The sequence below is a fragment of the Rahnella sp. BCC 1045 genome (assembly GCF_019049615.1).
Classification (GTDB): Bacteria; Pseudomonadota; Gammaproteobacteria; order Enterobacterales; family Enterobacteriaceae; genus Rahnella; species Rahnella contaminans.
The window spans coordinates 42,918-63,024 of record NZ_JAFMOZ010000115.1; the positions used below are offsets into that span (position 1 = coordinate 42,918).

Annotated in this window: 16 protein-coding genes; 9 read left to right on the forward strand and 7 right to left on the reverse strand. The window is 52.3% G+C overall.

The annotated features are described in order from the left end of the window. Nucleotides 1-15 precede the first annotated feature (15 nt). From fbaB to J1782_RS08005, 4 genes are all read left to right on the forward strand, one after another. Nucleotides 16-1,065 (forward strand): class I fructose-bisphosphate aldolase, encoded by a 1,050-nt coding sequence (fbaB, locus tag J1782_RS07990; protein ID WP_152323944.1) that lies wholly within the window; start codon nt 16-18, stop codon nt 1,063-1,065. A 108-nt stretch (nt 1,066-1,173) separates the two neighbouring features. Further along, nucleotides 1,174-2,859 (forward strand): Hsp70 family protein, encoded by a 1,686-nt coding sequence (locus J1782_RS07995; protein WP_217152837.1) that lies wholly within the window; start codon nt 1,174-1,176, stop codon nt 2,857-2,859. 4 nt (nt 2,860-2,863) lie between these two features. Beyond that, a complete protein-coding gene (locus tag J1782_RS08000) occupies nt 2,864-4,126 on the forward strand; it encodes a hypothetical protein (protein WP_217152838.1) in 1,263 nt (420 codons plus the stop codon). After that, nucleotides 4,057-5,445, forward strand: a complete 1,389-nt coding sequence (locus tag J1782_RS08005; protein WP_254302986.1) for a hypothetical protein — start codon at nt 4,057-4,059, stop codon at nt 5,443-5,445. Before J1782_RS08000 ends, J1782_RS08005 begins: the two co-directional genes overlap by 70 nt. A 36-nt stretch (nt 5,446-5,481) precedes the next feature. On the opposite strand, the gene amyA is transcribed toward J1782_RS08005, so the two are convergent. Then, nucleotides 5,482-6,963 (reverse strand): alpha-amylase, encoded by a 1,482-nt coding sequence (gene amyA / locus J1782_RS08010; RefSeq protein WP_217152839.1) that lies wholly within the window; start codon nt 6,961-6,963, stop codon nt 5,482-5,484. Nucleotides 6,964-7,085: 122 nt separating this feature from the next. Continuing rightward, nucleotides 7,086-8,588 (reverse strand): glycine betaine/L-proline transporter ProP, encoded by a 1,503-nt coding sequence (gene proP / locus J1782_RS08015; RefSeq protein ID WP_152328060.1) that lies wholly within the window; start codon nt 8,586-8,588, stop codon nt 7,086-7,088. A gap of 293 nt (nt 8,589-8,881) precedes the next feature. On the opposite strand from proP, the gene J1782_RS08020 reads away from it, so the two are divergent. Continuing rightward, nucleotides 8,882-10,063, forward strand: coding sequence for an oligogalacturonate lyase family protein (locus J1782_RS08020; protein ID WP_208951851.1), 1,182 nt, complete (start codon nt 8,882-8,884; stop codon nt 10,061-10,063). A 6-nt stretch (nt 10,064-10,069) separates the two neighbouring features. Next, nucleotides 10,070-10,390 (forward strand): cupin domain-containing protein, encoded by a 321-nt coding sequence (locus J1782_RS08025; protein WP_152328058.1) that lies wholly within the window; start codon nt 10,070-10,072, stop codon nt 10,388-10,390. A gap of 106 nt (nt 10,391-10,496) precedes the next feature. On the opposite strand, the gene J1782_RS08030 is transcribed toward J1782_RS08025, so the two are convergent. From J1782_RS08030 to J1782_RS08040, 3 genes are all read right to left on the reverse strand, one after another. Next, entirely contained in the window at nt 10,497-11,135 is a 639-nt protein-coding gene (locus J1782_RS08030) for an RpiB/LacA/LacB family sugar-phosphate isomerase (RefSeq protein ID WP_120508856.1), read from the reverse strand. Between the two features lie 58 nt (nt 11,136-11,193). Beyond that, the gene (kduD, locus tag J1782_RS08035; RefSeq protein ID WP_152328057.1) at nt 11,194-11,955 is read right to left on the reverse strand and encodes a 2-dehydro-3-deoxy-D-gluconate 5-dehydrogenase KduD; all 762 of its coding nucleotides are present in this window, start codon (nt 11,953-11,955) and stop codon (nt 11,194-11,196) included. 400 nt (nt 11,956-12,355) lie between these two features. Beyond that, nucleotides 12,356-12,712 carry a helix-turn-helix domain-containing protein gene (locus J1782_RS08040; RefSeq protein WP_095925761.1) on the reverse strand — a complete coding sequence of 119 codons (357 nt, stop codon included), beginning with the start codon at nt 12,710-12,712 and terminating at the stop codon, nt 12,356-12,358. Nucleotides 12,713-13,123: 411 nt separating this feature from the next. Here J1782_RS08040 and J1782_RS08045 point away from each other — a divergent pair, with 411 nt between their 5' ends. Further along, on the forward strand, nt 13,124-14,296 hold the full coding sequence (locus tag J1782_RS08045) for an efflux RND transporter periplasmic adaptor subunit (RefSeq protein WP_165060596.1): 1,173 nt from the start codon (nt 13,124-13,126) through the stop codon (nt 14,294-14,296). 16 nt (nt 14,297-14,312) lie between these two features. Next, nucleotides 14,313-17,465: an efflux RND transporter permease subunit gene (locus tag J1782_RS08050; RefSeq protein WP_217152840.1), complete on the forward strand. Its 3,153-nt coding sequence runs from the start codon at nt 14,313-14,315 to the stop codon at nt 17,463-17,465. Nucleotides 17,466-17,560: 95 nt separating this feature from the next. On the opposite strand, the gene J1782_RS08055 is transcribed toward J1782_RS08050, so the two are convergent. Beyond that, complete coding sequence (locus J1782_RS08055) at nt 17,561-18,046, reverse strand: Rrf2 family transcriptional regulator (protein ID WP_217152841.1); 486 nt, start codon at nt 18,044-18,046, stop codon at nt 17,561-17,563. Between the two features lie 400 nt (nt 18,047-18,446). Between J1782_RS08055 and J1782_RS08060 the strand changes: the two genes are divergently transcribed. Continuing rightward, nucleotides 18,447-18,716 (forward strand): DUF3761 domain-containing protein, encoded by a 270-nt coding sequence (locus J1782_RS08060; RefSeq protein WP_165060480.1) that lies wholly within the window; start codon nt 18,447-18,449, stop codon nt 18,714-18,716. 86 nt (nt 18,717-18,802) lie between these two features. Here J1782_RS08060 and ompC read toward each other — a convergent pair whose 3' ends face one another. Further along, a complete protein-coding gene (gene ompC / locus J1782_RS08065; protein ID WP_217152842.1) occupies nt 18,803-19,912 on the reverse strand; it encodes a porin OmpC in 1,110 nt (369 codons plus the stop codon). Between the last annotated feature and the right edge of the window lie 195 nt (nt 19,913-20,107).

Here is a 20,107-nt window from a genome sequence, read left to right on the forward strand (position 1 = left end):
GAGACGGAGTTCGTTATGACTGATATCTCTAAGGTTTTAGGTAAAGAAGCCGATTCCCTGTTGCAACATCGTTGTTCCACAATTACTGCTGAGCAGCTTAATCTTCCGGGGGCTGATTTTGTCGATCGCGTAATGATTGATAATAACCGCTCGCCGCGCGTGCTGGCTGCGATGCAAAATCTGTATAACACCGGCCGTCTGGCGGGAACCGGTTATCTGTCGATTCTTCCAGTCGATCAGGGCGTCGAGCATTCCGCAGGCGCATCATTTGCGGCAAACCCGCTCTATTTTGACCCGAAGAATATTGTCGAACTGGCACTGGAAGCCGGTTGCAACTGTGTGGCCTCGACTTACGGCGTGCTGGCTTCCGTGTCCCGCCGCTATGCCCACAAAATCCCGTTCCTGGTCAAACTGAACCACAATGAAACGCTCAGTTATCCGACCCAGTACGATCAGACGCTGTACGCCAGCGTGGATCAGGCGTTTGAACTGGGCGCGCAGGCCGTCGGCGCAACCATTTATTTCGGTTCAGAACAATCCCGCCGTCAGATTGAGGAGATCTCCGCCGCGTTCGAACGGGCGCATGAGCTGGGCATGGTCACGGTGTTGTGGGCGTATCTGCGCAATCCGGCGTTTGTTAAAGACGGCGTGGATTATCACTCCAGCGCGGATTTGACCGGTCAGGCGAACCACCTTGCGGCCACCATTGGCGCAGATATCGTGAAGCAAAAGATGGCCGAAAATAACGGCGGCTACAACGCCGTGAAGTTTGGTTATACCGACGCGCGCGTCTATTCCAAACTCACCACCGATCACCCTATCGATCTGGTGCGTTATCAGCTGGCGAACTGCTACATGGGGCGCGCCGGTTTGATTAACTCCGGCGGTGCGGCAGGCGAAAACGATATTCAGGAGTCGGTACGTACGGCGGTGATTAACAAACGCGCGGGCGGAATGGGGCTGATTCTGGGGCGTAAAGCGTTCAAGAAATCCATGAAAGATGGCGTGGCGTTAATCAATGCGGTGCAGGATGTGTATCTGGATAAGAAAGTGACCATCGCTTAACCCGGACTACAAAAACCCTTAAGTATTCTGTAAATTTGGCCGATAGAGACGTTTCGTCGTCAGACGCTTCTTTCGGCCATTCTCAGTTCATTTTCGGGAGCAATACGGATGTTGATAGGGATAGATTTAGGCACGTCAAACAGCGCGGTTTCCATCTGGCAGGACGGTCAGGCCGTTCTGATACCGAACGCCTACGGGCACAATCTCACGCCTTCGGTTATCGGGCTCGATGATAACGGGCACATTCTTGTCGGCGCACCCGCTCACGCCCGCCTGTTTACTCACCCCGGTCTGACCCTCTCCAGTTTTAAACGTTTCATGGGCACCGACCATCATTTCCGGCTCGGACATCAGTCTTTTCGTGCAGAAGAGCTTTCCGCCCTGTTGTTGCGCAGCCTGAAAGCCGACGTCGAGCAACACTGCGGTTGTAAAGTCGAACGCGCCATCATTACCGTTCCCGCCTATTTCAATGACATTCAGCGTAAAGCCGTGAAAACCGCCGGTGAGCTGGCGGGTTTACACGTCGAACGCTTGCTCAACGAACCGACCGCTGCATCGCTGGCTTACGGGCTGGCGAATCAGCAGGAGCAGAAGTTTCTGGTGTTCGATCTGGGCGGCGGCACTTTTGATGTCTCGATCATCGATATGTTCGAAGGCGTCATTGAAGTGCGCGCCAGCAGCGGCGATGTATTTCTGGGTGGCGATGACTTTACGCGCAGCCTGGTCAGCTGGATGCTGGCGCAATTCCCGCAACTCGAGCAGGAAGACACCGGTTTACACGGCCGGCTCGTCACATTGGCGGAGCGGGCAAAGCGCCAGCTGACGACGCAGGACAGTACGTCCGTCGGTTATCAGCATGAAGGCGAAACGCTGAGCTGGACGATCACGACGGAGATTCTGGCGCAATGCTGTGAAAGTGCGCTGGAACGAATGAAAAAGCCCGTGATTCAGGCGCTGCGTGATGCGAAGTTTTCCGCCGATCAGGTGGATCATATTGTGCTGGTGGGCGGCGCGACGCGGATGCCACTGGTGCGACAGGCTGTCGCGCGTTTGTTTGGCCGTTTCCCGCGCTGCGATCTTCAGCCCGATGAAGCGGTTGCGCTGGGTGCGGGAATTCAGGCCGGGCTGGCGATGCAGGATCAGGCACTTGACGATATCGTGCTGACTGACGTGATGCCCTTCACGCTCGGTATTGAGATTGCGCGCCGTAAAGGCGAAGGCTATGAGACGGGGCATTTTATGCCGTTGATCGAACGCAATAGCTTTGTGCCGGTGAGCCGGGTGGAATCCGTCCGTACGATCACTGACCAGCAAAAAATGCTCGAATTTTCGATTTATCAGGGTGAAGGCCGCCGTGTTTCCGACAATATTCTGCTCGGTTCCTTATCGCTGGATGTGCCGCCACGCCCTGCCGGTGAAATCACCGCCGACGTGCGTTTTACCTATACGCTGGACGGCATTCTTGAAGTGGAATGCAAAATCGATCATAGCGGTGAGATGCAAAAACTGGTGATCGAAAAATCCCCCGGCTCGCTCACGCCGGAACAAATCTCCGCCAGCCTGATGAAACTGGAAAACATCAAACAGCACCCGCGTGAGCAACTGGTTAACCGCCAGCTGGTCGCCGAAGCCAATGCGTTTTACGAACAAAGTCTCGGAGAGCAACGTCAATATATCGCCGATCATCTTTACCGTTTCGAAAGCGTGCTGGACACGCAGGATGCCCGGAAAATCGCTGAAGCCCGCAAGGAAATCGAGGGACTGATCGCGTATCTGCGCAGGGAATGGGAGTAAACGGATGAGCATCTGGTCAGTCTTAGACATCGAACCTACTGACGATCTGAGCGTTATCAAGCGCGCGTATGCCCGGAAACTGAAAAGCACACGTCCAGATCAGGATCCGGAAGGCTATCAGCAACTGAGGGAGGCGTTCGAGCAGGCGAAGGCGATTTCCAATGTCCGCGGTTTACATGCTGCACAAGATCCTGCTTTTACAGAGCTGACGGAGCCTGAATACAGTGCGCCGTTTTCGCAACAGCAGATCCTCAGTCAGGTTGATGAAATGGTGACATTGCTGCTTGCCGATGCCACCGCCGGTTTTGAAAGGCTGTACACCTGTTTGTCTGAAGGTCCTCTGGAAAATATTCACGCCCGCGAGTTGTTCAGCCATTTTCTGGCAGAGGAATTGGGCAAACGTGAAGGTGTTACCCGTTCTGTGCTGATCAACGTGGCCGCCATGATGGGATGGGAAATCGAAAATTTCAGACCTGAAGGGATTTCCGCGGACCAGTTATGGGCGATTTACACGCAGACTGAAAACACAGAGGCTTCACAATACTGGGATTCCCTCGCAAATGAATCTGAGAAGTCCCTGCAGGAACATGAACGATTTCAGTTGCTGAGCGTTGAGGGCAAAAAGCTGCCTTTCATGGCGAGGTTACTTCCGGGTTATGTCGGCCAGCTACGTAAGACGGTAGAAGAAATCAGCACGTACCATCCTGTATTGCTGGAGCGGGTTAATCCGCAGTTGCTCAAAACGTTATCCGGGCTGCGTTTAGCTTTGGACTGGAGTACAGCTTTTTTAATCGTGTTCTGGGGAATGGTGATCGCTATTGGAATTCGCCATGACGAACATCCGCTGCGCGATGTGTCGATTATTATTTCCGTTCTACTTATCTGTACGTGGGGCAAAAGCGAGCTACAGCGTAAGTTCAGGCATTCGCAGAACGTTGTGGCGATATTCGAAACTCTGCTTTCGCTACTCATCTTTAGTGTGTTTGCTAAAATTTTCAGCGGCTTGTATGGGCAACTGCATTTCATGTACGACGACCCGGGGCGTGGTCCGGCACTTTTTGGCATGCTTGCCGCTTTCGTACTTTTCCTCATATGGGCAATTTGTCCGCGATACTGGCGCTGGTACAACCTTATCAGCAATAGCCTGACCGCATTTGTCACATTTCCATGGCAGCAGGCAAAAAAAACTGGCGTGATATGGCGCATCGTCATTTGTGCCGTGATGTTATTCCTTTATTCGTGGCTCGTGACCTGGGCGGTGGCATGAACAACCCATACATCTGGTCAGTCTTAGACATCGAACCTACTGACGATATGAGCATCATCAAGCGCGCTTACGCCCGGAAACTGAAAACGACGCGGCCAGATCAGGATCCGGAAGGCTATCAGCGGCTGAGGGAGGCGTTTGAGCAGGCGAAGGGTTACGTGGACCGGCCTTCGAAGAGTGACGTTGTCACGGAAATTCTGAATGAATCTCCCTCTTTCACTTTACGGATGCCGGTTCACATTGAACCTTTAAAAGAGCTCACGTCGGGTATCGGTGATGCGCTGGAGCAGGAGTTAGAGGCATTAAGGCAGGTGACTGCAATCATCGATGTCATGATGGAAGATGAAACCGAAGGCCTGAACCTGCTCAAATCCGTGCTATCCGGTGAGCTTTTGCAAAATCTGCATCTGCGGGAAGTGTTCAGTCAGGAACTGGCTGCACAGCTGAGTGAGCGCGAAGGATTGTATTCGGCACTGCTTATCCGTGTTTCAGAGGTCATGGGCTGGGATATTGACCATTATCAGCCGGGCGGCATACCCGCGCATCGTCTGGCCGCGCTTTATCGTCAGATTGAAAATACGGGCGCGAAGTATTACCTGGCTCAGTTGCAAAATAAATATCAGAAATCCGCACTGGATCGGCAACGGCTGAGGTTGCTCACTGTCGAAGGCGCCACGCTTGCGTGGTGGGCAAGGTGGATGCCTGATTTTCTGAAACCCCTTTATGAGGAACTCAGCCATATCAGGATGAATTACCCTTCACTCGTGCCGCAATTAAACTCGCAACTGGTGAAAGCGCTTGATGAATCACGCACAGCGATGAGCTGGGGCACGCTATTTCTGGCTGGTTTCTGGCTTTTACTGACATTGCTTGCGACCCGCGAAGACCCTGACAAGTGGCGTGACCGGATCCTTTTGATCGCGATTATCGGCGTTTATACGCAGGGCTACAGTTTTCTGGAAAGCGTTCTGCGTGACCGGCCCCGGAGCCTGAAGGTTGCGCAAGGCGGACTTTCGCTGCTCGCCCTTCTGATTTTAGTGAAAATGCTGTTGGGCTTTTTCGACGCTTTCAAACCAGAATCTGGCCATCTTCAAATGTTGCTAACCCATTACGGCGTGATGAGCGTTGTCGGTTTCTGTGTCCTCTGGATGATGGCGCCGAAGGCCTGGAAATGGTACCAGGTTCCGCTTAACGCCATGATTATTCTCGTGGTGTTCCCGTGGCAGCTGATGAAAAAATCAGAAGGGATTGTGGGCATTGTGTCATTTGTTTTGCTGCTGGCGATGTATGCCTTTTTGATTGCTTTGGGGATCCGCTGAAAAAATAACAGGCTGGCATTCCACCAGCCTGTCTTTTCACTCCGCCAGAACCCAGACGCTGACACTCCCTGCTTCGCAGAAGAACTGCCCCGTACCGTTTTCATCGGTTTCGATGATATCTTCGCGGTGTTCCAGTAAATCGCGCCATTTCTTATGCGCGAAACCGTCGCCCAGTTCGATGGTCTTTTCTCCGCCTTCCCCGTTTGACATCACCACCACGCAGCCCGGATGTTCTTCGGTTCCGCTGCGGCTGAAGGCAATACAGTTAGGGTGATCGAGATAATCGGTCTGCACGCCCCACGCGTAAGTCTGGCGCGCTTTGATCAGCGTTTCCAGTTGCGGGATCGCAGGCAGTTCGATGGTGTAATTATTGCCGTCATCCCCTTCATCTTCGTAACTTGCGCCAATCAAATCCGGATAAAACACAATCGGCACGCCCTGTTCACGCAGCAGGATTAACGCATAAGCCAGCGGTTTGAACCACGGCTCAACCGGCGCTTCCAGCGACTGTAGCGGCTGCGTGTCGTGGTTGGCGACCAGCGTGACCGCGTGTGACGCGTCGGCGGCGACCAGCGTGTTGTCAAAAATGGTGGTCAGATCGAAATCCGCGCCCTGCTTTGAGGCATGATGGAAATTCAGCTGCAACGGCGCATCGAACAGCATCGTTTTGCCTTCCACCTGATGGATGTAATTTTGCAGCGTGGGCACGTCGAACGACCAGTATTCGGCCACCAGATACATCGGCTGTTCGGATTCAGCCTGAATATGATCAATCCATTCTTTATAGAACCAGGCCGGGATATGCTTCACTGCGTCCAGCCTGAACCCCGTGCAACCGGTTTGTTCCATGATCCAGCGGCCCCAGTATTTGAGCTCTTCGCTGACCGCGTTATTGCGGAAATCAACGTTGGCACCCATCAGATAATCGTAATTCCCAAATTCGTCGTCGACCTGATCGTTCCAGCCACCGCCGGTGTAATCGTTGATGATTTTGAAAATGCCGTTTTCATCCGGGTTTTCAATATGATCGACGCCACTGAAGCAGTGGAAATCCCAGACAAACTTGGAATACTGCCCGTTCCGGGCGGCGAAGGTGAATCGCGTCCAGGCATCGGCTTCGATGATGTCGTCGCTGATATCTTCACGGTCATCCATATTGACGCGGTTAACCTGCACGCGCTCTTTTTCGTCAGCGCCCATTTTATGGTTGAGCACCACATCGAGAATGACGCCAAGCTGATGGTGTTTCAGCGCCTGAACAGCCGCCAGGAATCCCTCTTTGTCGCCGTACTTGGTGGCGCGTGAGCCTTTCTGGTCAAACTCGCCCAAATCGAATAAGTCGTAAGTGTCATAACCCACTGAATATCCGCCGGAACCGCCTTTATATGCCGGAGGAAGCCAGGCGGCAGTAATCCCGATTTCGGCCAGCCACGCAGCTTTTTCTGCAACCTCAGGCCACAATTTGCCGCCATCCGGGTAATACCAGTGGAAGAACTGAAACAACGTAGGATTCTGCATACAGGATTTCCATAAAGATGACCGGGAAATGAAGTATGGAGCAGGATTAGAGAACTGCGAGGTAAAGGGCGAAAAAAAGCCGGTCAGGAGGTGACCGGCTTGTGTTTTGCGTCAGCGCTGAATCAGTTGATTTCAGGATGCTGCGCGATCAGGTTCTTTCTTTTGGCTTCGAGTTCAGCAATCTGCGCATCAATATCTTCAATTTTATGTTCGATATTGTCGTGATGCTCCTGAAGGATTTCACGGGCTTCTGCGCGGTCAGACGCGGCTGGCGTTGCGCCTTTTAGCGGACGGTTCGCGGTTTCTTTCATGAAGATACCGGTCACCAGGCCAATGACGGAAATGACCATCAGATAGTACGCAGGCATGTACAGGTTGTTGGTCGCTTCCACCAGCCACGCCACGATGGTTGGTGTCAGGCCGGCAATCAGCACGGAGACGTTAAACGCAATGGCCAGCGCGCTGTAACGGATGTGCGTCGGGAACATCGCCGGTAAGGTGGAAGCCATCACGCCGATGAAGCAGTTCAGCAGCACCGCCAGAATGAGTAACCCGAGGAAAATCAGGCCGATCACATCACTGTTAATCAGAATGAAGCACGGAATTGCCAGAATGAACAGGCCGATGCTGCCGATAATGACGAAGGGTTTGCGCCCGAAACGGTCGCTCAGCATCCCCATAAACGGCTGCACAAACAGCATACCGACCATGATGGCGATGATAATCAACACGCCGTGGTCTTCAGAATAATGCAGGCTGTGAGACAGATAACTTGGCATGTACGTCAGCAACATGTAATAGGTGACGTTGGTGGCGATCACCATGCCGACGCAGATAATTAGCGGTCTCCACTGTTTGGTGAGGATTTCGCGGAAAGAGACTTTCGGCGGCTCGGCAATATCTTTGCGTGAGTCGCTGTCGATTTTATCCACGTGCTGCTGGAATGTCGGGGTTTCTTCCAGCGCATGGCGCAGGTAAATCCCGATCAGGCCCAGTGGTGCGGCGATGAAGAACGGAATACGCCAGCCCCACTCGAGGAAGTTCGCGTCACCGACGATACTGGAGATCAACACCACGACGCCCGCACCGAGAATAAACCCGGCGATGGAACCGAAATCAAGCCAGCTACCGAGGAAGCCACGTTTTCTGTCCGGAGAATATTCCGCAACAAAAATCGCCGCCCCGGTGTATTCACCGCCGACGGAGAAGCCTTGCGCCAGTTTCGCCAGTAAAAGCAATATTGGCGCCCATATACCGATGGTGGCATAACCGGGTATCAGACCGATACAGAAGGTACTGACGGACATGATGATAATGGTGACGGATAACACTTTCTGGCGGCCAAATTTGTCGCCCAGTGCGCCGAAGAACAGACCGCCCAGAGGTCTGACGAGGAAGGGAACCGAGAAGGTTGCCAGTGCTGCAATCATCTGAATGCCGGGATCGGCACCCGGGAAAAACACCTGACCTAAAGCGAAGGCCACAAAGCCATACACACCAAAGTCAAACCATTCCATCGCGTTGCCCAGCGCGGCGGCAGTAATGGCTTTCTTCAGTTTTTTGTCGTCAATGATAGTAATGTCATTGATTTGCATCGGTTTAACGCGTTTCTTTCTTAATCTCATCTTTTACATCCCTTTTCCAAAATACTCCACTGTGTCAGCGTGAGATATTTTTGTTCGTACCCTTTAACTATTTCAGGTATCAATAATTATTCAGCAAGCCATATCATTATAGAGTGGTTTTCCGCTGAGGCAAAAGGCGGCCATTTTGTGATCAGCTTTACACTTTTGTTTTCCCCTGCCCCCGTTTCACCCCGCCAGATGGTAATGTGTTTTCAAATTAATGAAACTGCATTTTAATTAATGAAAAGGAAGCCAGAACAGCGGCTAATTTCATGCTACTGATGGGGTGAATCATGGCTAAAGGTTCTCAGATTCAATTCAATTTCCACACCGTTCAGGATCCTCAGACCGGTACCCGTGTGACGCGTTTAACGCCTCCCGACGTTCTGTGTCATCGCAATTATTTCTATCAAAAGTGTTTTACGCGTGATGGCAATAAGCTGCTTTTCGCCGGGGAGTTCGACGGTAACCGCAACTATTATCTGCTGGATCTCACCACGCAAAAAGCGGTTCAGCTGACGGAAGGTGCAGGCGATAACACGTTCGGTGGTTTTCTTTCACCCGACGATCAGTCGCTGTATTACGTGAAGAACGAGCGCAGCCTGCAATGCGTCACGCTGAAAGATTTCAGCGAGCGGACAGTTTATCGGGTACCTGAAGAGTGGGTGGGGTACGGAACGTGGGTGGCAAACAGTGAATGTACCCGTCTGGTCGGCATTGAAATCAGCCGCAAGGACTGGACGCCGCTCACCGACTGGTCCATTTTCCAGACGTTTTATCACAGCAATCCGCACTGCCGCCTGCTGGGTGTCGATTTGCTCAGCGGAAAATCCCGTGTCATCCACGAGAGAAACGAATGGCTGGGTCACCCGATTTATCGTCCGTTTGATGATAATACCGTCGCATTCTGCCACGAAGGCCCGCACGATCTGGTCGATGCGCGCATGTGGCTGGTAAACGAAGATGGCAGCAATGTGCGTAAGGTGAAGGAACATGCGCCAGGTGAAAGCTGCACCCATGAATTCTGGGTGCCGGATGGATCGGCGCTGATGTACGTGTCCTACCTGAAAGGCCAGCACGACCGCCATATCCGCCGGTTTGATCCGCAAACCGGGGAAGATATTTCCCTGATGACGATGCCGGCCTGTTCGCATCTGATGAGTAACGAAACCGGATCGTTGCTGGTGGGCGACGGATCCGGCACGCCGGTGGATGTGCAGGATACCGCCAGCCATACGATTGATAACGACCCGTGGCTGTATATTTTTGATGCCGTGTCCCGCCGGTACGCACCGCTTGCGGCACATAACAGTTCCTGGCGAGTGCTCGATGGCGATCGTCAGGTAACGCATCCGCACCCTTCTTTCTCGCCGGACGATCGTCATGTGCTGTTTACTACCGATCACGAAGGGCTTCCGGCGCTGTATCTGGCCGAAATCCCGGCTTGCCTGCTCAGTTCATTACGCAAGGACTAAACGACGATGTTTATTTATAAGAAAGATATTCCACTCCAGGATCTGGGCGACGGCGTGGGCCGTCGCGTTCTGGCGCATGGCGGCACGATGATGGCGGTGGAAGTCTCATTTGAAACCGGAGCCATCGGCCCGATGCATAATCATGTGCATGAACAGCTGACCTACGTGCTGTCGGGGCGTTTTAAATTCACCATCGGCGAGGAAACGCACGAGGTTTCAGCAGGCGATACGCTGTATAAAAAACCGTACATAATGCACGGGTGTGTATGTCTGGAAAAAGGCGTGTTGTTAGATACCTTTACGCCGCAGCGCCAGGATTTCCTCTAAACCGCCAGCTTTTGAGCCGTCTCCAAATATTTAGGGTTAGATGACTGCTAATAAAAAACCGGTACTCACTGAGCACCGGTTTTTTATCGCCTGAAAGAAACTGAAATTACGCGAGGATTTCACGTACGAAGTTTTCGATCTCTTTGTTCTGGCAGTTTTCAAAGAAGCACTTCTGGAAACGTTCACCGGTGACGGCGGTTTTCACCAGTTCCGGATCAATGGCCCGCAGCGTATCCAGATAGTTTTCTTTCACAACAGCGGCTTTTACCTGATTCAGGATACCGGCGTTGCGCACCTGAGGTTCTTTACGATCTGCCGGATAACCCTGACCTTTCTCGCCGGTAAAAGCTTTCTCGAAGATGAAACGAACGTTAAGCTCTGCACCCCAGCCAAAACCTTTGGCAAATGGCAGGGACAGCGCGTTACCGTTGTTGATTTGCGCGAACAGGAAAGCATCCGCCGGATCGATACAGTAACCACAGTTCACGCCCGGATGGATGTTCAGGGACATCAGCGCGCCCTGTCCGGTGCCGCAGCCTGCGACCACAAAATCGACCGCTTTGGAGTTGAGCAAAATGCTGGCCATGATGCCCAGATGGATGTAGGTCAGGTGATGATCCTGTTCGTCAGACATGCCGACGTTGTAGACCGGATACTCTTTTTCAGAAGCCACCGCGTTCAGTTCTTTCAAAATGATCGCGTTTTTAGCGGCCTGACTGTTTTCCATCATCAATGCAATTTTCATGAGATTTCCTCGTTGTGGCAGCGGATTTCTCCACTGCGCAAGTTGAATTGTGGCGGGATTAACGCGCCAGCCAGCCGCCATCGACGGCAATAGTGTAGCCATTAATATAGTCAGAGGCCGGAGACGACAGGAAAACGACCGGCCCCATCAGGTCTGACGGTAAACCCCAGCGACCGGCCGGAATGCGGCCCAGAATTTCTTCGCTGCGCGCTTCGTCGGCACGAAGTTGCTGGGTGTTATTGGTCGCCATATACCCCGGCGCGATGGCGTTCACGTTGATATTGTGTTTCGCCCATTCGTTTGCCAGCAGGCGGGTCACGCCCATCACGGCGCTTTTTGACGCGGTATAAGAAGGCACGCGGATGCCGCCCTGATAGGAAAGCATCGACGCGATGTTAATGATTTTCCCGCCGGTACCCTGAGCGATGAACTGTTTTGCAACGGCCTGAGACATGAAGAAGACGGATTTGATGTTCAGGTTCATGACGTCATCCCAGTTCTTTTCGCTGAACTCGATGGCGTCTTCACGACGGATAATCCCGGCGTTGTTGACCAGAATATCCAGATGCCCCATTTCGGCGACGGCACGTTCGAGCAGCGCCGGGATCACTTTAGTGTCGCTCAGATCGGCGGTCAGGCTCAGAAAGCGACGGCCGGTGGCGCCCACGCGTTCGATGGTTTCAGTCGGTTCAACAATGTTGATCCCCACGATGTCACAGCCCGCTTCTGCCAGACCTACGGCCATACCCTGACCCAATCCGGTGTCACAGCCGGTGACAACAGCCACTTTTCCCTGCAAAGAGAAATTATCCAGAATCATGATGTTTCCTTTTTTCATAAAACGGAGGCGAATACGCGATTCCGTCGGACGTCTTGAATGATGTCGGGCACGGCCCGGCGCCGAAGTAATGGAGCGAGTTTAGCGTCAAAATTCGCACAACTCAACAAATTGAAACATCATTTCAATTTATGTGAACTTTGATGTTGATTTTTGTTGGGTTGATCACGTCCTGACTATTGCAGGCACAAGAGGAGGCTGGCTGATGCCCAAAACGGGTCAAGGACTCAGTGAAGAATGTGCAGCAGAAAGCCTGCCGGATCGGTGAGCGTGGAGTTTTAATGGGATTGGAATAAAAGATTGGGTAGAAAATTCACTGCCCGACGAAAGCCGGGCCAGTGGTACACGCCGTCTCAGGGAGAAGAGAAAGCGGAGCGGAAACTCAGTGCAGACATCCCTGACATTCTGTTGCCAGACTCAGGCCCCGGCGCCAGTCGCCCGGTGTTTGTCCGAACTGGCGTTTGAAACTGCGCGTAAACGACTGCTGCGAATCAAAGCCCAGCGAAATCGCCACGCTGACAATAGGTTCGCCACTGCTTGCCAGCATATCGGCGGACTTCTTCAGTTTTTTCTCACGAATATATTCACCCATCGGCAAACCAGTGTGTTCTTTGAACATCCGTTGCAGATACCAGCGTGAATACCCTGCCCGCTTGGCGACGGTTTTAATATCCAGACGCTCTTCCAGGTTGTGATCGATCCAGTCGATCAGGTCGTGAATGAAATCCTCGGTTCTCATGGACTTTCTCTCCGGCTTTTTTATTGTTCGGCGCCCCCCGGGGCAGCTCGTCTTTTTATAAAGTGACGCAGTTTTGACTTAAATGCAAGTTTTACTATTGCATTTAATTCCTCGTTACGGGATAGTCCACTTCCCCGAAGTAAACGTTCTGTAAAATAGCACAGAAAGTGTAACAGTATTTCTTGCACTTTAGTAGCGGCATCCCTACAATCCCCTCGAACTAACTGTATCAGACATTGATACATAATTGTGCTGATGAACGGCATAAGCCCCAAAAAAGTCAGATCAGGCAAAGGACGTTACCCGGAGGACAGGCCGGTGTATTGCCTGGCAGCACTTACTTCACTGGAAATAAAAATAATGATGAACCTGCAAAAATCACAGGTTAATGCACGCGGCCGCTCCGGCGGCATGCCTTTGACGTTGCGTCTTTCCGGGATTGCGCTGGTTGTTGCCCTGCTTGCCGGGTGCGATAACAGTGTGGCGCAAAATGCCGCTCCGCCTGCCCCGCAGGTCAGCGCGGCAGATGTTTTAATCAGGCAAATCAGCGAATGGGATGCCTTTAATGGCCGCGTCGAAGCCGTTCAGAGCGTTCAGCTGCGTCCGCGCGTGTCGGGTTACATCGACAAAGTGAATTATCAGGAAGGACAGGAAGTCAAAAAAGGTCAGGTGTTATTCACCATCGATGACCGGACTTATCGCGCTGCACAGGAACAGGCTCAGGCCGAACTCGTACGCGCCCGCAATCAGGCCGGTCTGGCCCGAAGCGAGTCCGCGCGCACCGAAGCGCTGATCGGCACGCAGGCAGTTTCTAAAGAAATCGCTGAGCAGCGCCGTTCTGCCGCGTCGCAGGCGCAGTCAGATGTTCTGGCCGCGCAGGCGCAGCTTGATATGGCGCAGCTCAATCTTGATTTCACCCGCGTAACCTCGCCGATTGACGGGCGCGCCAGCCGCGCCATGATCACTACCGGTAATCTGGTGACAGCCGGTGATACCGCGAGCGTACTGACGACGCTGGTTTCCCTCGATACCGTGTATGTCTATTTTGACGTTGATGAAGGCACGTTCCTGCGTTATCAGGCGATGGCGCGAGACGGCCAGCGCAGCAATAACCCGCAAAACCGCCTGCCGGTTCACGTTGGTCTGGTTGGCGAAAATGGCTATCCCCATCAGGGCGTGGTCGATTTCACCGATAACCAGCTTAATTCCGGAACCGGCACTATCCGTATGCGCGCCCTGCTTGATAACCGCGACCGCACGTTTACGCCGGGCCTGTTTGCCCGCGTACAACTGCCGGGCAGCGCGCAGTTCAACGCCATGCTGGTGGACGATAAAGCCGTGCTGACCGATCAGGATCGCAAGTTTGTTTACGTGGTGGATAAAGACGGCAAGGCGCAGCGTCGTGATGTGGAACCCGGGCGGATGTCCGGCGGACTTCGCATCATTCAGAAAGGCCTTGAAGCCGGTGATCGCGTGATTATCGACGGCGTGCAAAAAGTCTTTATGCCGGGAATGCCGGTAAACGCGAAAACCGTCGCTATGGCGGCCAACAGCGTGACGCCTACTCCCGCTGCAGTTCAATAAAAGAGAATCCTGACTCATGGACTTTTCCCGCTTTTTCATCGACCGGCCAATATTTGCGGCTGTTTTGTCGATTTTAATTCTGGTCACCGGGGCGATTGCCATTCCCCTGCTGCCGGTCAGCGAATACCCGAATGTGGTGCCGCCGAGTGTGCAGGTTCGCGCTGAATATCCGGGCGCCAACCCGAAAGTGATTGCTGAAACCGTGGCGACGCCATTGGAAGAAGCTATCAACGGCGTTGAAAACATGGTGTACATGAAATCTGTCGCCGGTTCAGACGGCGTGCTGGTGACGACTGTGACCTTCCGTCCGGGCACTGATCCGGATCAGGCCCAGGTTCAGGTGCAGAACCGCGTGGCGCAGGCCGAAGCGCGTCTGCCGGAGGATGTGCGCCGTCAGGGCGTGACCACGCAGAAGCAGTCGCCGACGTTAACGCTGGTGGTGCATCTGGTGTCGCCGAACGGTAAATACGACTCGTTGTATCTGAGCAACTACGCCACGCTGAAAGTGAAAGATGAGCTTGCACGCCTGCCGGGTGTCGGTCAGATTCAGATTTTCGGTGCGGGTGAATACGCGATGCGCGTGTGGCTCGATCCGAACAAAGTCGCGGCGCGTGGTCTGACGGCATCTGACGTCGTGAAAGCGATGCAGGAGCAAAACGTGCAGGTTTCTGCTGGCCAGTTGGGCGCAGAACCTATGCCGAAAGATAGCGATTATTTGCTGTCTATCAATGCGCAGGGCCGTCTGAAAGATGAAGACGAATTCGGCAAAATCATCCTGAAAAGTGGTGACAATGGCGAAATCGTCCGTCTTCGTGACGTCGCACGTATCGAAATGGGTTCCGGCAGTTACGCCCTGCGCTCGCAGCTCAATAATAAGGATGCGGTCGGGATTGGTATCTTCCAGTCGCCGGGCGCGAATGCGATTGATTTGTCCGACGCCGTGCGCGCAAAAATGGCCGAGCTGTCGACGCGTTTCCCGGAAGGTATGACATGGCGCGCGCCGTATGACCCGACCGTGTTTGTCCGGGATTCCATCAGTGCCGTGGTTCATACGCTGCTGGAAGCCGTGGTGCTGGTCGTGCTGGTGGTGATTCTGTTCCTGCAAACCTGGCGTGCGTCGATCATTCCGTTGCTGGCCGTACCGATTTCGGTGATCGGGACATTCAGCATTTTGTATCTGCTCGGCTTCTCGCTTAACACGCTCAGTTTGTTCGGGCTGGTTCTGGCGATAGGGATAGTGGTCGACGATGCCATCGTGGTGGTGGAAAACGTCGAACGTAATATTGAGGAAGGTTTAGCGCCACGCGAGGCCGCGCATCAGGCCATGCGGGAAGTTTCCGGGCCAATTGTGGCGATTGCGCTGGTGCTGTGCGCGGTGTTCGTACCGATGGCATTCCTTTCCGGCGTGACCGGTCAGTTCTATAAACAGTTTGCGGTGACGATTGCAATTTCTACCGTGATTTCAGCCATCAACTCACTGACGCTTTCCCCTGCTCTGGCGGCGTTATTGCTGAAAGCGCACGGTGCGCCGAAGGATATGCCCTCGCGTCTGATTGACCGGTTATTTGGGTGGATCTTCCGGCCGTTCAACCGCTTCTTTAATGCCAGTTCGCATAAGTATCAGAATGCGGTATCGAAAACGTTGGGTCGCCGCGGCGCGGTATTTGGTGTTTACGTTCTGCTGCTTTGCGCCGCGGCATTTATGTTTAAAGCGGTGCCCGGCGGATTTATACCGACGCAGGACAAACTGTATCTGATTGCCGGTGTGAAAATGCCGGAAGGGTCTTCCTTGTCGCGAACTGATGCGGTGATCCGCAAAATCAGCGCTATGGGGTTAAGTACGGACGGCGTAATTGACGCGGTGGCCTTCCCCGGCCTGAATGCGCTGCAGTTTACCAATACGCCAAACACCGGGACGGTATTCTTCGCCCTGAAACCGCTGAGCGAACGTACCCGTACGGCGGCGCAGATTAACGCGGAAATCAATGCCAAAATCTCGCAGATTCAGGAAGGGTTTGCCTTCTCGATTATGCCACCGCCGATCCTCGGATTAGGCCAGGGGTCGGGTTATTCGCTCTACGTGCAGGATCGCGCGGGGCTGGGTTACGGTGCGTTGCAAACGGCGATCAATACGATGTCCGGTGCCATCATGCAAACGCCGGGAATGGGCTACCCGATTTCCTCTTATCAGGCCAACGTGCCGCAGCTTGATGCACATATCGACCGTGATAAAGCCAAGGCTCAGGGCGTTTCACTGGATGAGTTATTCAGTACGTTGCAGGTTTATCTCGGTTCGTCGTACATCAATGACTTCAACCGTTTTGGCCGTACCTGGAAAGTGATGGCACAGGCCGATGGCCAGTTCCGTGACAGCGTGGAAGATATCGGCAATCTGCGTACACGTAATGATAAAGGTGAAATGGTGCCAATTGGCAGCATGCTCAACATCACTACCACCTACGGACCTGACCCGGTAATCCGTTATAACGGTTATCCGGCGGCAGATCTGATTGGCGATGCTGACCCGCGCATTCTCTCTTCGGCGCAGGCAATGACCGAGCTGACCGCGATGTCGAAAAATCTGCTGCCAAACGGGATGAATATCGAATGGACGGATCTGAGTTACCAGCAATCTACTCAGGGCAATGCGGCGCTGATCGTCTTCCCGATGTCTGTTCTGCTGGCGTTCCTGGTGCTCGCTGCGTTGTACGAAAGCTGGACGCTGCCACTGGCGGTGATCCTGATTGTGCCAATGACGATGCTTTCCGCGCTGTTTGGCGTCTGGCTGACCGGCGGCGATAATAACGTCTTCGTGCAGGTCGGGCTGGTGGTTCTGATGGGGCTGGCCTGTAAGAACGCCATCCTGATTGTCGAGTTCGCCCGCGAACTGGAAATGCAGGGCAAAGGGATTATCGAGTCCGCCCTCGAAGCGTGCCGCCTGCGTCTGCGCCCTATCGTCATGACGTCGATTGCGTTCATCGCGGGGACCATTCCGCTGATTCTCGGCCACGGTGCCGGTGCGGAAGTGCGTGGCGTGACCGGGATTACCGTGTTCTCCGGTATGTTAGGTGTGACTCTATTCGGGCTGTTCCTGACGCCGGTGTTTTATGTCGCACTGCGCAAGCTGGTGACGCGTAAGAAAGCAATGCTGGAAACGCAGACGGTCTGATAACACTGGACTAAATCCAGACAGCAAAAAGCCGGGAAATCTCCCGGCTTTTTTATATTTGAAATTCACGCTACGAGTAAAATGCTTTCTGCGGTTTACTTGGAGCAGGAAACATTCTCTGCATGTTCTGCGACCAGATCTTTGGTGCATTTGTACTTGCCGCCGCGTTCGAACTCCGCCAGCGCATCCGCCACGGTATGGAGGGCTAAAACCTGAAGCGAGGCTTCTTCGGCTTCGTTGACGATATTTTTGAAATATGTACAGGCATTGGCGCTGACCACGCAGCGGGCCGGAACATCAGGCCGCGCAGCCCAGAGGCGCTTATCTTCAATGACCGCGCAGTAAATATCGCGCAGGGAGATTTCTTCCGCCGGACGTCCGAGATTAATAGAGCCGGTACGACCAAGAGTGGAAACAATAATGCCGTGCTGAGTCAGCGGCACCATCAGTTTGCGGATAAAACTGGAGTTGGCTTCCAGACCCGTTGCTAAAATCGCACTGGTGCAGCGCTGTCCAGCCTTTTGGGACTGAGCGATACAAAACACCATCTGCATAGCTGTCGGAAAGCGATAATCTAACATGTCATTGTCCTGAGAAACCAAGTCTTAGGTAAAACACCGTATCACAGAGAAATAGCCCTGTACGTGATCTGGTCAATAATATACCAAATACTCCGTCGGTTGTACATGCGATTTATCAATAGATTTCAATCATGTAGAGCACAAATCGCTTAATAATCAACCCTGGTTATTTATGGTTTTCACCTCTTTAAATTCAAGTGCTTGAGAGATTTTTCAGTAGGATCAGGCAAGGATTTGTCGTCTTTTTATACGAATCTTAACCAAAATCTTACGCGGGCAGGAAAATGGTTAAAGCACCTCATTTATACACGTCATTAATGGTTAAATATCAGGATTGCATCGCTGTAAACGGAGAGTACGCTTTGCGCACACTTTCTTATCACCGGATGATAACAACATCATGCGATTATTCGCTTGTTTAATAATCACTGGCATTCTGCTTTTTCAGCCCGCACTGGCAAAACAAACTAATTCACAGGATAGCGAACTTATAGAACAAGGAGATTATATTAATTCTGACGGGCAAAGCGTCCATAAACCGGCACACAGTAAATCTGGGAATGTCCCAGAAGGCGCGTCTGCTCAATGTCGTGACGGAACTTATAGTTTCAGTACACATCATCGCGGAACCTGTTCGCGCCACGGCGGTGTTGCGCAGTGGTTAGAATAATAAATATTCCTATGGATTTAAATGTAAAAAAACCCATCCGGAGATGGGTTTTTATTGCTCCTAATATTCAGGTTAACGCTGAATAATTAGAACTGGTAGACCATGCCTACACCAACAACGTCATCGGTAGAGATGCCCTGGTTTGTATAGAAGTCATCATCGTTGTCCAGCAGGTTGATTTTATAATCAACATACGCAGACATATTTTTGTTGAAGTAGTAGTAAGAACCGACAGAAACGTATTTAACAAGATCTTTATCGTTGTCTTTACCGCCGTTGCCGTTGTTAAGATCTTTACCTTTAGATTGCAGGTAGGAAACTTCCGGGCGCAGACCGAAGTCAAACTGATATTGTGCGGTTACTTCAAAGTTCTGAGTTTTATTTGCAATATCGCTGTCACCATATGGCGTCATATTCCGTGTTTCGGAATACATGGTGGCCAGATAAACGCTGTTAGCATCGTATTTCGCGCCAATCGTCCAGACGTCAGCTTTATCCCCACGGTTGTCAGCAGACTGATCATTGGTACGGTCAGAAGAGGCATACGCTGCACCAACGCTGATGCCCATACCGAAATCATAAGTCGTGGATAACCCGTAACCGTCACCATTTTGATGTTGTACATCGCGATGGTTGTTTGTACCTTCTGAATCATTGGTGCCGTCGTTTGCGCCCTGATATTGCACTGCGAAATTCAGGCCATTCACTGCGCCAAAGAAGTTAGAGTTACGGTAAGTTGCAACGCCATTAGCACGGCCGACCATGAAGTTGTCGGTATTGGTGTAAGAGTCACCGCCGAACACTGGCAGCATATCGGTCCAGGCTTCAACGTCGTATACTACGCCGTAATTGCGGCCGTAATCGAATGAACCGTAGTCACCGAATTTCAGACCCGCAAAACCCAGACGGGTTGCGTTACCTGAAGTGCCGTTATTTTCAGTGTTGTTCGCCTGAACGTTATATTCCCACTGGCCGTAACCTGTCAGTTGGTCAGAAATCTGAGTTTCACCTTTAAAGCCTACGCGGACGTAAGTTTCGTCACCGTCGTCGCCAACGTTGTCGGAGAATTGATGACGCGCATCGACTTTACCGTACAGGTCAAGTTTATTGCCGTCTTTGTTATAAATTTCAGCTGAATGCGCTGCGCCTGCCACCAGTAATGCTGGAATAATAAGAGCCAGTGCTTTTAATTTCATGACGTCATTCCTTTATCATTTAATTGAATACTTAAATTTATTATATGTACTTTATTAATGAGTTGGTGCTCGCACTAATACTACCTATATAGTTCCCTTGTTTTGTAGGAGAATTATTGTTTTTGGCTTTATTATTTATTGCTAAATATTTCAAAGGCATTTAATTATATGTTCCGTGAATATTAAAAACCAAAC